Here is a 14,597-nt window from a genome sequence, read left to right on the forward strand (position 1 = left end):
CCATAACCCCTTTCTAAGCTCTATTCGTCAATATTTACAACATGATTTCCATCAAAGAAATATAAACATTTCTCTTTCACAGGATGTTTTAAGCTTTTCTCGAGTGCTTTTGCATATAGTGAAAGCTGTACTTTGTATCGGTCTTCTAAAATTGGTTTCGCTTGATCAAATCCGCCTGGGAACTTTCCTTCAATCGTATCTGTTTTAAAGTCGATTAAAGTAATTCCGTCTTCCTCTTCGATCATGCAGTCGATAACCCCTTGGACAAGTATTGATTCGCCTTTCTTCCCTTGCCAATCTTGATACGCTTCTTCTGCTGAAAGCATCATCGTAAATGGTACTTCGCGCTCAACACTTTTTGCTGCTAATACCCTTTTACCTAAGTCACTGTCAAAGAATGAAATTACCTTTTCAATCGCTATTTCTTCAGCTTGTTCAAATGTTAATAGTTCTTTATTTACCATTCTTGCAATTTGTTCTTGAAGAACTTCAATCGTAATTGGTTTCTTCAAATCTACATGCTGCATAACGGCATGGACTGCTGTCCCTCGCTCTGCGTATGTTAGCCCTTTTTTCTCCATAAAGCGCGGACGTGTTTTAATTGGTGCACGAAGTTTTTTAATAAAGGCGTTATCGCTACCTTCTTCAGATTGATAATTTCTCTTTATTTCTGTAACAGACTGCTTCGCACGGTGAGATGTCGCGTCCGCATACCCGTATTCCCACATCAATCTGTCGTACACTTCTTCTTTCCGTTCACTTTCTAACGGAACAGCTTTTTTATCACGAAGCGCTTCTAATAACTCTTGTTTCTCTTCTTGAACTGGTTCTGGTGCAAGTAAATCTTTTCCTTCAACAACTTCTACTTTCCAGCTAGCACTATATTCATAAATTTCGCCTGGAATATTTCCTTGTCCTAATTCAAGAAGCATTTCACTATCACGGTGTCTATATAAGGAAGGTGCAATCCAGTCTAAGTAGCAAGACGCTCCGGCACGAATATGGTCTGGTAATAACCATTCACTATGCTCTCTTGCATCGAGCCATTTTTCCATTTCTTTATTTGCATCTTTAACTGTTCCAATTAAAATCAACTTCTCTTTTGCACGTGTTAATGCTACGTATAGTACGCGCATTTCTTCCGCAATTAATTCCATCTTCATTTTACGCTTAATCGCTAGTTGCGATAATGTCGTATATTTAATTCGTTTACGAGGATCGATAAATTGTGAACCGAAACCGAAATCTTTATGAAGTAAGAAACGCTTCATTAAATCTTGTGTATTAAAACGGCGACCAAGTCCAGCTACAAATACGACTGGGAACTCTAGCCCTTTACTTTTATGAATCGTCATAATGCGAACAACATCTTCTTGTTCTCCAAGAGCTCTCGCCGTTCCCATATCATCTCCGCGTTCTAAAATACGCTCAATAAAACGTAAGAAGCGGAATAATCCTCTAAACGATGTTGCTTCATATTGTCTTGCACGATCATATAGTACGCGTAAGTTTGCCTGCCTTTGCTTTCCGGCTGGTAAACCGCCGACAAAGTCGTAATAGCCTGTCTCACCGTACACTTTCCAAATTAAATCGGAAAGTGATTGTTGTCGCGCAAATTCACGCCACCCTTGCAGTAAGTTATAAAACCACTCTAATTTATCATGTAATTCTTGTTCTTCTTCAAGCGGCGCTCCCTTTAAGAATGAGCTCATCACTTCATAAAACGAGCCTTTCTTTCCATGAGCACGAAGCGTCGCGAGTTCTTCGTCATTTAGTCCAACGATCGGTGAACGAAGTACAGCTGCAAGCGGAATATCTTGCATCGGGTTATCAATGACGCGGAATACGTTCATCATAATATTTACTTCTGTCGCTTCAAAGTAACCAGTCGCAAGGTCAGCATATACCGGAATTCCTTGTAGTTTTAACTCTTCCATAATTTGCGGCGCCCATGGCATGGAGCGAAGTAAAATAACGAAATCACGATATTGCACTGGGCGCATACTATCAGTTTTACGATCATACACTGCATAGCCTGAATCGACCATTGCTTTAATACGCTGCGCCATAAGACGAGCTTCAAGCTGCGCTTTTTCTACTTCGGCACCTTCTTCACCGTCTTGCACTTCTTCCTCAGTTTGCTGAATACATAATAGCTCTGCCGCTACATCTTCACCTTCTGGATAGCTAGCACCTAGCTTTAATTCAGCGTCAGCATCATAATCGATTTCGCCGACTTCTTCGCCCATAATTTGTTTGAAAATAAAGTTCGTACCTGCTAGCACTTCATGACGGCTACGGAAGTTTTTCGCTAAGTCAATCTTCATTCCGCCGCCCGATCCTTCTTGTGTGAAACGTTTATATTTTCCTAAGAATAAACCAGGCTCTGCTAGTCGGAAACGATAGATTGACTGTTTTACGTCACCAACCATGAACAAGTTTCCTTCACTCTCAGAATCTTTCGTTACGAATTTAATAATTGATTCCTGTACGAAGTTCGTATCTTGATATTCATCAACTAGTACTTCAGCAAATTTATTACGATATTGAAGTGCTACTGCTGACGGCTTCATTTCACCGCCTTCACTTTGCTCGCTTAAAATTTGCAAACAGAAATGCTCTAAATCTGTGAAATCGACCATTCCTTTATCTCGCTTAATCGCTTGGAAACGCTCTGTAAATACTTTTACAAGCTTCACGAGTTTTTCTAATACAGGATGCATATCTTGAAAATCTCGTAAGAAACTTTCGGGTCTGCGGCTAAATAGCTCTTCTTGTAATTTCTTCACTTCATCTTTCGCTTTATTACGAAGAGAATCTACTTGTTTTACAACATCTTCGTTGTAATCACTTTTTTTAATACGCTTTAACGTTTGCCACGATACATTTTGCATCGCTTCATAAACGCTTGTCCACGATCCACTCGCTGCTGAGGATAACGTTCCAAGTAAAGCTAAATCCGCTTGTAAAGTTTCAACGCGAGGCGCTGGACCATCAGGAAGCATTGCGAGTTCAGTCGCCTTACGAATATGCTTTTCCGCTGTTTCAAGCTGAAACTTCACATCTTCTAATAAGTAAGAAGCGTACACTAAATCTTCAATCGTCTTTCCTTCAACGTCGTATGCTTCTACTAATTTATCAAGCCACTTCTCCGGGTTTGGATGCGCTCTTGATTCTGTATGAAGCGCTAAAATCATTCGTTGTAAGTCATCGTCACTACGGTCACTCGTATAACGATCAACTAGTTCAAAGAAAATACTATTATCTTCGATTCCATATTCTTCTTCTAATATGTCATCTAGCACTTCTTCTTTTAATAACTCATTTTCTGTTTGGTTCGCAATACGAAAACGAGGATCGACATCAAGCATGTAATAATATCCTCTAATAACTTGTAAACAAAATGAATGAATTGTAGAAATGGAAGCTTTATTTAATAAGCTAAGCTGCTTTCTTATATGCTGTGAACCTGGCCCATCAATTAATACTTTTTCTAACGCTTCCCCAATTCGATTTTTCATTTCTTGCGCTGCTGCATTCGTAAATGTTACAACGAGCAGGCGGTCGACATCGACTGGATTTTCCTCACTTATAATCTTTTTAATAATACGTTCAACTAATACCGCTGTTTTCCCTGATCCAGCTGCCGCTGCGACTAAAATATCACGTCCGTTCGCTACAACCGCTTTCCACTGGTCATCTGTCCATTGACTACCTTCTGGTTTCTGAGGCCAATTTTCTATCATTCTCCGCCAACCTCCTCTCTAATTTTCTCCATCGCTTCGCTATCTTTCATATCTTTTAACGTACGGAATTGGTTATCTTCAAGTGATTCATCAAATTGACAAACAGATTTGAAGTTACAGAACGTACATGCCGCTTTATTCCCCTTTTTGTAAGGAGCAATATCGATAACACCTTCTGTAATGTCTTTTCCGATATTTTCAAACGAGTGGTGTACATATTTTTGAAGTACGTTAAACTCTTGTTCACTTGCAATGCTAGAACGCGCACTAAAACTACCATCTTTTTTCAGACCAGCAGAAATAATATCAGAGCTTCCTGTTGAAAGTTTATTATCCATTAAACGCACAACGTCAGCATCTCCTAGTACGAGACCTTTCATTTTAAATTTCTTTAAAATTTCTTTCTCAATTTCTTCTTCAGATGCATCGCCTTTCATCTCAACAATCGGGTTATGAATATGGAAATACAATACACCCGCCGGTGATGCAGTACTGCCCTTTTTCATCCACGTATGTGCATTTGAAGTAACAACATCTAAATACGTTAACATTTGAAGTGCGAGTCCGTAATACACTTCTGTTAAATCTAACGCTTTCGAACTTGATTTATAATCAATAATACGAAGGAACGTACCACTCTCATCTTCAGCCTTATCAACACGGTCAATACGGCCAACTACTTCCATCTTCACACCATTTGGCAACGCAAATTCCATTGGCGGAAGAGATCCAGTCCCGCCCATACCGAACGGTACTTCTAAATCAACTGGTACAAATCCACTCGACTTCGCATGTTCACGAAGAATAAGTGACGTACGGAAAATGATTTGTTGTAGTTTTTGCTTTAAATAGAAATGACGGTTCGAACTTAATAAAATTTGTCTTTGTAATAACGGTGCAATTTCTTCTATTACTAAAGCAGAAAGGTGTTCACACTCTTTTATTGATAAATCCGCCCAAGTCCGATTTTCACGTAATAGCTTGTCTGCAATTCTCTTCAGCGCTGCATGGAATAATTCACCGATATCTGGCGCATCAAGTTTGAAAATATCACGCTCTCTTAGCGATAAACCGTGCTGGGCAAAATGAGCGTACGCACAGCGATTAAATAGTTCCATACGAGAAACGCTTCCCTTAATTGTATCTCCATATAAATCCCTACTTACATCTGTACTTAGTTTCTGTGCACGATTTCGGTAGAATAAACTTGATAACACACGGCTACTTTTTTGCTTCCATTCATCTGAAGTAACGTAGAAGTTATATACGTCCCACCAAAAGTCTAAATTGCCTTCAAATCCGTATCGCTTCCACGTTTGCAGTTGCTGCATGACATAAGACAACGTTACTTCTGGCGTTGCTACATATGAGATTTGTTCCGAACGCGATAAGTCATTTACATCATTCGTAATAAACGATTCTTTCACATCAGGGAACATTCTTTTTATTTTTTTAATAAAACTAGAAGCAAGTAACGTCTTTCCTTCTTCATCCGCAAGCGGACAGGAAATGTATAACTTCTCAGATGCTCTCGTCACCATTTGATACATAACGAACTGTTCTTCTAATAAAGTTTGTCTCGTCGTTGGTGCTAATTCGATACCTGCAGCGGTGAGAACATTTCTTTCCTCATCAGAAAGCATACCTTCATCCATAGGCGCTGCTGGAATCACTCCTTCATTTACTCCAATAATGAACGTCGCTTTAATATCTGATAATCTAGAATGATCAATATTAGCAACTAACACTTGATCTAGTGACGGCGGAATGTTCGCAAATTGAAGTGCCTCAAGTCCTGTCGACATAACCTCCGTAAACATTGAAAGGGACATCTTCTCTTCGCCAAGCATCTCAACGAACGTATCAAGAAGATTCATCACTTCTTCCCATACTTGCTCATGGTCTGTCGCAAATAAGAAATCTCCATTTTCTTCTGCACGAACACGTAATTCTTCTAGTTTTTTCGGAACGTCAAGCTCCTCTAAAAATAAATATACCGCTTCGCACATTTGCATAACTGTTCCAGCACGCTTCAGTCTTTTTTGCATACGAATAACTGGCGTTCTTACAACGTCGCGAAGTCGATTTATTCTCTCTTCCATTTCACGCTCACTGTCTGTTATCATTTCGCTCGCATCATCAAGAGAACGATAACGACGATACATCCACGGATCTTCAGAAGTCCATCTCTTCCCTTGTACACCGTACGCTAAACAGTAGTTTTCAAACTCATCCATCTCTTCGCGCATCGCTTCTTTTCTTACATCTAATGGATATAAAAGCTCTGTTTTCACGCAGCGAAATACTGCATCATAACGCCAATTCCCGCTAATAATCTCGAGTGCAGAACGAATACATTCTACTAGCGGATGATGTGACATTGGGCGTTTTTCATCGATGAAATGCGGGATATTATAATCCGTAAATAACGTTCGCATTACGTCGTAATAACTTTCTCCGTTACGAAGAAGGACTGCGATATCTCGGTAACGATAGTCTTCATCCGCCACAAGTCTTCTAATTTCACGAGCTACACCTTCTACTTCAGCTCGTAAATTAGCTGCTGTACTAATTGTTACACTCGCTTCACCATGATACTTTTCATTCGGACGCGCTTCATAATGCGTTTCTAAATGAGCTAATGCTGGAGAATGAAAACGCGGTTGTTCCATAAGTGGAATTGTTTTTTCAATTTCTATTTTCTCTTCACGCGCTACTTGTTTTATTCGTTCATACGTTAACGTCGTTTCATAAAATAAATCTAGTTCATTCACTGGCTGCGCTAACGTTTTTTCATCTATCGTTAATGTTATTGTTACTCTTGTTCCTAATCTCATTAGCCCTCTAACGATTTCTAGCTCTTGAGGAGAAAATGAATGGAATCCATCTATATAAATTTCCGCGCCTTTTACATACTCAGAGTCTGAAAGCTTCTCAATTAATAATTGTAAGTAGTCTTCTGAATCTAAATACTTTCCGATTAAAGCACGTTCAAAATCATCATATAGTAACTGTAAATCATACACTTTATTCGCTAGTAGCTTTTGCTCTGCACTACTGCTATGCGTGTCTAATTGTTGCCACATTTCATATACGTTAGACGGCGTCACATTGTAACGTTTAAACTCAGCAATCATACTACCAAGATGTTCAAAGAAACCGTTTTGCTCCGCTGCTTTTTGAAACACCGATAATCCATCTTTACGAGATTCTACAATTTTACGAAGCAACATATGTACACCAGCTTCATCAATATGAAGACGACTCGCTCCGCCAACTTCTTGCAGCACCTTCCACGCTAATCGCGAGAAACTAAAAACTTGTGCCCGAATAGAACCTCTTACCTCTTCACTCCCAATTAACGCCTGCTGCGTTTGGAATGTCATCTGTTCTGGCACAAGATATAATATTGTTTTCCCTCTTGGGCGCTGTTTTAACTCTTCTTGCACTTCGTGTAAACAAAGTGTACTTTTTCCACTTCCAGCTCTACCAATCACAAATCGAAGTGACATGAAACCCCACCTTTCACTTACATAACGAACGTTAGTTTGCTATCACAATTGTATTATAGGACGATAAAAAAGACAAACATACTCGTTTGTCTTTTCCTTATACTTCATTTTATTATATCAGCCTTTTGAGAAATTCGTTTGTACCTCTTGAATCGGCCAATATCGTAAATCAACTTTACCGACAACTGTATCAGCTTTCACAAAGCCGAAGTGCCTACTATCCCAGCTACCAAGGCGGTTGTCACCAACTACAAAAATAGAACCGGGTGGTACAAACTTTTCTTTCGTTAACTCTTCTAGTTTAAAATCGCCTGTTAATTGCCGTCCATTTGTCTCTTTCTTATACGTCTCTAAATAAGGTTCATCCACGAATTGTCCGTTTATATATAATTTATCATGCTTATATTCGATATGATCCCCAGGTAAACCGATAATTCGCTTTACATAGTCCTCTTTTTTATTCGCATGAAAAACGACGACATCAAATCGATTCAAGTCCCCTACTTGATAACTCACCTTATTCACAACGAGCATATTTCCATCTTGCAATGTCGGCATCATTGACTTCCCCTCTACAACGTACGTTGAAAAGAAAAACGTTCGAAAAAATACAGCTAATAGTACACCAATTAAAATTGTTCTTACCCACTCTAGCCCTTCTTTTTTCAAAGTTTTCTTCATTCGCTTCTCCCCTCGCCCTTTAATGATGAAGCTTATCTTTACAAAGAAGACTTTTCCTAATGTAGTTCTAACTTTACTTCAATTTTTTTACCGACATACCATAAAATGAAAATAACAACGCCCACAATAACCGATTTCACCGGCTTATGAATAAATGACACTAAATCATGACCGATATACGTTAAAATAAAGATCATAACAAGCTTTCCAAATGCTAATGCTAGTCCAAACTGTTTTACGCTAATGCGAGACAAACCAGCTACAACATTTATAAGCGCAGATGGTGTGAACGGAAAACAAAATATAACAAAGATTGGCGCGAACCCTTTTCTTTCAATCCATCCCATCGCTTTTCGCACTCTCTCATGCTTATTTACAAAAGAAAAGAAACGACTTCTTCCAAAGCTACGAATAATGAAAAATACAAGCATTGCACCAATTACTGACCCAATCCATGAATAAAGAAAACCGAACCAAAAACCAAATGCAACAGCATTCGCCAACACAAACACAATGAGTGGCAATGCCGGAATAAGCGCCTCTATCATCGGTAAGCCAATACCGAGAAGCGGTCCGAACGCACGATAACTTTCAACAATATGATCCATATTTTCTGGTGAGAAATACTCTTTGATCGTTTGAAAATCCATTCTACACTTTACCCCTTTACTCTAATTACTACCTCTACTGTATCATCGCTTAAATGAAAGAGGAAATGGTAGATACGACATATGGAGATGTATTTATTAAAGTTTCCATATCATTCGCTAGAATTCCTTCATTATTATGCTATGATAATCTTTCAATATTCGACAAGGTTTGTTGTACGTTTGGTTGTTTGAGGAACAATATTTTTTGATGATTTTTTCGGTAAATGAAATTACACTGGTGATTTTCTGAATACATCGACCACAATTTGATTTTCATCGACTTTCCGACAAAAACAGACAAATAAAAAGGATGAGTCCCCCCATCCTCTCCCTTTCACACTTCGCCTTCCTTCACAAAATACACTTTCTCATATGCTGGTGTTAATTTAGATTCTTCATTTTTATCAATCTCTTTAAAGCAAGGATTTCCTTGTTTTTTCTTACGATCTTCATACTCTGTCCGTAATTTCGCTGTACGATTTTGCTGATTTTCAAAGCTACTTTTTGATATTTCTAGTTTCACAGCGAAACCATTTATAAATCTAATAATAAGATTTCCATCTTTTAATTCTTTATTATCTTCAATATGAAAATGAGATAACCACGCACACTCTTTTCGAGAATAAGAATACGTAGGGAAAAAATAAAGTTGATCTGTCGGGCTAATTGCGATAGGAGCTTTATGTGTAATACGAGTTAACTCCTTCGTTCCTTCTTTTCTTCCAAAGAAACTGGAACCATGCTTCCGGCAACTTCTCTCTATAATATCAAGAGGCTTTTGAAATACGAAAAAAGAATCTTCCATTTCTACAATTCGCGTAACAACTTTCTTTTCTCCTAGAACAACAGGAAGTAAGGCCATTGTATTTTTGCTTACAACATAGTTTTCGACATAACGTTCTACTTTACTTTCCATAGTCTACTGTCTGCTACTACAAATATAGGCAAATGTATATCCTTAGAGTATGTAGTTTTTGCACGCTAAGAATATTTTTATCTATACTCGCTCTTTTGTTAGTAACAGATTTTTCACCTCTCTTTTTTAAATTTTCAATTGCTATTTAATTTCCCTTCTTCATTTCCCTTTTATAGTAGCACCTACGAAAAGGAAATGGTTTACATTCTGCGATTCTTTACAAATACTTATAATAAATCAAATATAATACAAATATGTTAATAAAAATATATGGATATCAAAAGAATAATCTGTATAAAAAGAGGATTCTATATACGAAAAAAGAATTTATATCATTTGTAATATATTTAACACATTCCCCTTTTCATATAATTACAGCAATTAATTTTGCTATAATTAAAATATAAATCAAATATACGGAGGTCTCTCATGGAAGAAAAGCAAGATCATCCAACAATTCAAATGAAAAATAGTAGCATTGTTATCGTAAAAAATTCAGCGAGTATTATATTCGGTTTATTTTTTATTTTACTGTTCTTCGCGAAGCCTTTTCGTAAATCTAAATGTCCAGAATGCAAGAAACGTGAAAAGAAAAAAGCTGTGAAAGAACACTAAAAGGCCTTCCTTTACGGAAAGCCCTTTTTACATACCGATTGCCATTTCCTTCATTCTTCTTCATCCTCAAAAAAACCTACTATTTTTTCTTCCAAGATTCTCTGTATCTCTTTCAACCTGTACTATGATTATATATGGTTCTTGATCTAAATACCGAGAATGAGACTTCCTCAAATCAATTACCGTCACTTTATCATTTTCATAAGTTTTCGAGTACGCCTTTATTTCTTCAATCGTACTTTTTAGGCTGTCTTTATTACTAATATAAATATCGTATATCTCAACAACAAAAAAAAGGATGGCATAAGCCATCCTTTTTTCTATAATAAACTATAAAATTATAGTTTGATTACGTTTTTAGCTTGAGGTCCACGGTTGCCATCTTCGATTTCGAAGCTAACTTTTTGGCCTTCTTCTAAAGATTTGAAACCATCAGTTTCGATTGCAGAGAAATGTACGAATACATCGTTTTCGCCTGGAACTTCGATGAAACCGAAGCCTTTTTCGTTGTTAAACCATTTTACTTGTCCTGTAACTGTCATAATTATTTCCTCCTACGAAAATACATTTTATTTAGTCTTCATGTATAAAAAAAGAATCCACACATTATCAAATTCGAAACATAAACTAGTTCTCACATACTTTTTCCCGTTTGTTTTCGGCATTTGATAATATATGGATTGCTTAATTTAATTATTCAACTGGTATTATCATAACACACTTAAAATAGAATGTACAATCTTTTTAAAAATAAAATTTCTAAATTTTAGTATTTCTTATAAAATATAACCATACCTATTCTAATAAGGAGGCGTGTATGACAGAAATAATCCCTAAAAAAACATTAAAGAGAATTGAAAAAGATATTGAAAATAACAACCTTGGAAAAGCAAGAGATAGATTACACGGATTAATCACTACTTATCCGAATGAATTAGCACTTAGGAAAAAACTCGGTGACATTTACTTTACATTACAATACCCAGAAATGGCTGGACGGTATTGGTATCTTGAAAAAGAGAAAACAGATGTTATGCACGCGGCATGTCTACAATTTGAAAAATCGATGGGAAACGACTCTTATCATATTGTACGTGCTCTAAAATTCAAAGGAGATCGTAACATTATTACAGGACTACACACCGAACGTCCCTTACAGCCATTGCAGAAAAAAGTGATAGAGGAACTAATTGATGATTATGAAGAAACATGGAAAGACAAACTATTTACATGGGGCTGTCTATCATTATTCGTATTCCTTCTTTTTACTGCTATCGTTGGTATATTCACTATATTGGATTGGATATTTTAAATAGAAGTGAACGTCCCACAATACGACGACAAATAAAATTACATCAACTTTCCGACAAAGTTTAACAATGTCAGCGACGTAATAATAAATAAGAAAAGTGCCCCAAAAATATTTTTTGGGGCACCTACTTATACCTTTATTTCGTAAACTGTTCTTCTTCTGTGGATCCTTTTAGAGCAGTCGTTGATGAAGTACCGCCTGTAATCACTTGTGCTACTTCATCAAAGTATCCTGTTCCTACTTCGCGTTGATGGCGCGTTGCAGAGTAACCGTATTTCTCTGCTGCGAACTCTGCTTGTTGTAATTCAGAGTACGCTGCCATGCCGCGCTCTTTATAACCACGCGCTAATTCAAACATGCCGTAATTTAATGAATGGAATCCAGCAAGCGTTACGAACTGGAATTTATAACCGTACGATGCAATTTCTTTTTGGAAGCTTGCAATCGTTTTTTCATCTAATTTTTGTTTCCAGTTAAAAGAAGGGGAACAGTTGTAAGCAAGTAGCTTCCCTGGATATTTCTTATGAATTGCGTCCGCAAAGCGTTTTGCATCTTCTAAATTTGGCTCCGACGTTTCACACCAAACGAGATCTGCATACGGCGCATACGCTAAACCACGTGCAATTGCTTGATCAAGACCTGCTTTCGTATGATAAAACCCTTCTGGCGTTCTTTCGCCTGTAATAAACTCTTGATCAACTGGATCGATATCGCTCGTAATTAAATCTGCCGCATCTGCATCTGTTCTTGCGACGATAATTGTTGGTACACCCATTACATCCGCAGCAAGACGTGCCGAAATTAAATTACGCACCGCTGTTTGCGTCGGTAATAATACTTTTCCGCCTAAATGCCCGCATTTTTTCTCTGAAGATAATTGGTCTTCAAAGTGCACGCCAGATGCACCAGCTTCAATCATCCCTTTCATTAATTCAAATACGTTTAACTGTCCACCAAACCCAGCTTCAGCATCCGCCACAATTGGAACGAAATAATCCGTATCACCGCTACCTTCCATATGCTGAATTTGATCAGCACGTTGAAGTGTTTGGTTAATTCGTTTTACAACAGCTGGCACACTGTTCGCTGGGTATAAGCTTTGGTCAGGATACATATGTCCAGAAAGGTTCGCATCTGCCGCTACTTGCCAACCGCTTAAATAAATTGCTTTTAATCCAGCCTTCACTTGTTGCATCGCTTGGTTTCCTGTTAATGCCCCAAGTGCATTAATATAATCTTCTGTATGAAGTGATTTCCAAAGCTTCTCTGCACCGCAGCGCGCTAACGTATGTTCAATATCAATCGATCCGCGCAGACGAATTACATCTTCAGCTGTATATGGACGTGTTATCCCTTTCCAGCGCGTATCTAATTCCCAGCTTTCCTGCAATTTATCAATTCTTTCGTTTTTCATATGTTCCATCCCCTTTTCTTGTTTCTTATAAAATTTCATAACCCGGTAATGTTAAAAACGGCATGAACTCGTTATTACGAACAAGGTTTGTAAACAGTTTTGTAGCTTCTTCAAATCTCCCCTTATTAAATGCTTCCTTACCAATCTCTCTTTCTATTTTTGCTAGTTCTTCTTCTTTCAATTCTTCCATTAATTTAAAAGTGATATTACGGCCATCACTTAGCTTTCCACCCTCATGACGAATCCACTGCCATACTTGTGCTCTTGATATTTCTGCTGTTGCTGCATCTTCCATTAAGTTATAAATTGGAGCTGCTCCCCGCCCGCTCAACCAAGATGCAATATATTGAATACCGACGTTAATATTCGTACGAAGACCACCTTCTGTAATCGTTCCCATCGGTACTTCTAATAAATCCTTTTCTGTTACACGTATTCCTTCACGCTTTCTAAAAATTTGATTTGGCGTTTTCATTATGTGATTAAATACTTCCATTGCAACCGGTACAAGTCCCGGGTGGGCAACCCAAGTCCCATCATGACCGTCTAAAGCTTCGCGCTCCTTATCAGCACGCACTTTCTCGAAAGCTGCCTCATTTGCTTCTGGATCATTTTTAATTGGGATTTGCGCCGCCATCCCTCCGATTGCTGGCGCGTTACGACGATGACACGTTTGAATAACTTTCAAAGAATACGCGCGCATAAACGGCGCTGTCATCGTGACTTGCGCTCTATCCGGAAGTAAAAATTCATTATGATTACGGAAGCTCTTTAAGAAACTAAATATATAATCCCATCGTCCGCAGTTTAAACCAGCAGAATGATCTCTTAGTTCATACAAAATTTCATCCATTTCAAATGAAGCGTGAATCGTTTCTATTAACACAGTCGCTTTAATCGTTCCGTTCGGAATACCGATATACTTTTGAGCGAATACGAAAACGTCATTCCATAATCTTGCCTCTAAGTAACTTTCCATTTTCGGTAAGTAAAAGTATGGGCCACTTCCTTTTGCTAAAAGCGTCTTCGCATTATGGAAAAAGTACAAACCAAAATCTACTAAACTGCCAGACATGTTCTTGCCGTCAACTTGCATATGTTTTTCTTCTAAATGCCACCCTCTCGGACGCACAATTAATACAGCTGTTTTACTATTTAAACGATATTCTTTTCCGTTTTCATTTTTATATGAAATCGTTCCCTTACTCGCATCTCGTAAGTTAATTTGACCTTCGACAGCATTTCTCCAAGTTGGTGCATTCGAATCTTCAAAGTCTGCCATAAAAAGATGTGCTCCTGAATTTAAAGCGTTAATGACCATCTTTCTATCCACCGGCCCAGTAATCTCCACGCGGCGATCCTCTAAATCTTTCGGAAGCTGGGCAATTGTCCAATCCCCTTCACGTATATGCTTGGTTTCTTCTAAAAACGTAGGAAACTCCCCTGCATCAATTCTTTTTTGTTTCTCCACACGCTTTTTTAAAAGTTCCGTGCGGCGTTCATTGAAATTTTCATGCAGTTCCTTTAAAAAACTAAGCGCCTCAGGTGTCAATATTTCGTTGTACGCTGGTAACATTTCTCCGGCCAGTGTAACCCGTGAAGTTTGCGTCGACATATTAGCATCCCCTTCTTAAACTGTCTTATAACAGATTTAATTTTATGTTTTATATTATATAACAAATCTTCAGAAAAGGAAGTTTTTTTTGAAAATTCACTTCATTTTTTTTCAAACCGCCTTTCTTTCGCGCAAA

The 14,597-nt window shown here is 37.9% G+C and carries 10 protein-coding genes and 2 pseudogenes; 2 read left to right on the top strand and 10 right to left on the bottom strand.

The annotated features are described in order from the left end of the window. Positions 1-20: 20 nt before the first annotated feature. The 6 genes and pseudogenes from addA to AC0IXC_RS20070 form a co-directional block, all read right to left on the bottom strand. Positions 21-3,746 (bottom strand): helicase-exonuclease AddAB subunit AddA, encoded by a 3,726-nt coding sequence (gene addA, locus AC0IXC_RS20045; RefSeq protein ID WP_326996820.1) that lies wholly within the window; start codon positions 3,744-3,746, stop codon positions 21-23. Further along, positions 3,743-7,258: a helicase-exonuclease AddAB subunit AddB gene (addB, locus tag AC0IXC_RS20050; RefSeq protein WP_215590905.1), complete on the bottom strand. Its 3,516-nt coding sequence runs from the start codon at positions 7,256-7,258 to the stop codon at positions 3,743-3,745. Before addB ends, addA begins: the two co-directional genes overlap by 4 nt. Before the next feature lie 117 nt (positions 7,259-7,375). Then, the gene (lepB, locus tag AC0IXC_RS20055; protein ID WP_002011277.1) at positions 7,376-7,939 is read right to left on the bottom strand and encodes a signal peptidase I; all 564 of its coding nucleotides are present in this window, start codon (positions 7,937-7,939) and stop codon (positions 7,376-7,378) included. A 56-nt stretch (positions 7,940-7,995) separates the two neighbouring features. Next, positions 7,996-8,589, bottom strand: coding sequence for a TVP38/TMEM64 family protein (locus AC0IXC_RS20060; RefSeq protein ID WP_002011278.1), 594 nt, complete (start codon positions 8,587-8,589; stop codon positions 7,996-7,998). A 334-nt stretch (positions 8,590-8,923) separates the two neighbouring features. After that, entirely contained in the window at positions 8,924-9,505 is a 582-nt protein-coding gene (locus tag AC0IXC_RS20065; protein WP_078177026.1) for a competence protein ComK, read from the bottom strand. A 49-nt stretch (positions 9,506-9,554) separates the two neighbouring features. After that, a pseudogene (locus tag AC0IXC_RS20070) lies at positions 9,555-9,641 on the bottom strand (RNA-guided endonuclease TnpB family protein); the annotation flags it as partial. Between the two features lie 293 nt (positions 9,642-9,934). Here AC0IXC_RS20070 and AC0IXC_RS20075 point away from each other — a divergent pair. After that, positions 9,935-10,120: a hypothetical protein gene (locus AC0IXC_RS20075; protein ID WP_002011281.1), complete on the top strand. Its 186-nt coding sequence runs from the start codon at positions 9,935-9,937 to the stop codon at positions 10,118-10,120. A gap of 50 nt (positions 10,121-10,170) precedes the next feature. Here AC0IXC_RS20075 and AC0IXC_RS20080 read toward each other — a convergent pair. Further along, positions 10,171-10,432 (bottom strand): annotated as a pseudogene (locus AC0IXC_RS20080) (hypothetical protein). A gap of 26 nt (positions 10,433-10,458) precedes the next feature. Further along, positions 10,459-10,662, bottom strand: a complete 204-nt coding sequence (gene cspA, locus AC0IXC_RS20085; protein WP_002011282.1) for an RNA chaperone/antiterminator CspA — start codon at positions 10,660-10,662, stop codon at positions 10,459-10,461. 275 nt (positions 10,663-10,937) lie between these two features. Between cspA and AC0IXC_RS20090 the strand changes: the two genes are divergently transcribed. Then, positions 10,938-11,432 (top strand): DUF6584 family protein, encoded by a 495-nt coding sequence (locus AC0IXC_RS20090; protein ID WP_215590902.1) that lies wholly within the window; start codon positions 10,938-10,940, stop codon positions 11,430-11,432. A gap of 136 nt (positions 11,433-11,568) precedes the next feature. On the opposite strand, the gene aceA is transcribed toward AC0IXC_RS20090, so the two are convergent. Continuing rightward, positions 11,569-12,846 carry an isocitrate lyase gene (gene aceA / locus AC0IXC_RS20095; RefSeq protein WP_002125874.1) on the bottom strand — a complete coding sequence of 426 codons (1,278 nt, stop codon included), beginning with the start codon at positions 12,844-12,846 and terminating at the stop codon, positions 11,569-11,571. Between the two features lie 25 nt (positions 12,847-12,871). Then, entirely contained in the window at positions 12,872-14,461 is a 1,590-nt protein-coding gene (gene aceB / locus AC0IXC_RS20100) for a malate synthase A (RefSeq protein WP_471653189.1), read from the bottom strand. Positions 14,462-14,597 lie beyond the last annotated feature (136 nt).

The sequence above is a fragment of the Bacillus sp. AC266 genome, from assembly GCF_979253805.1.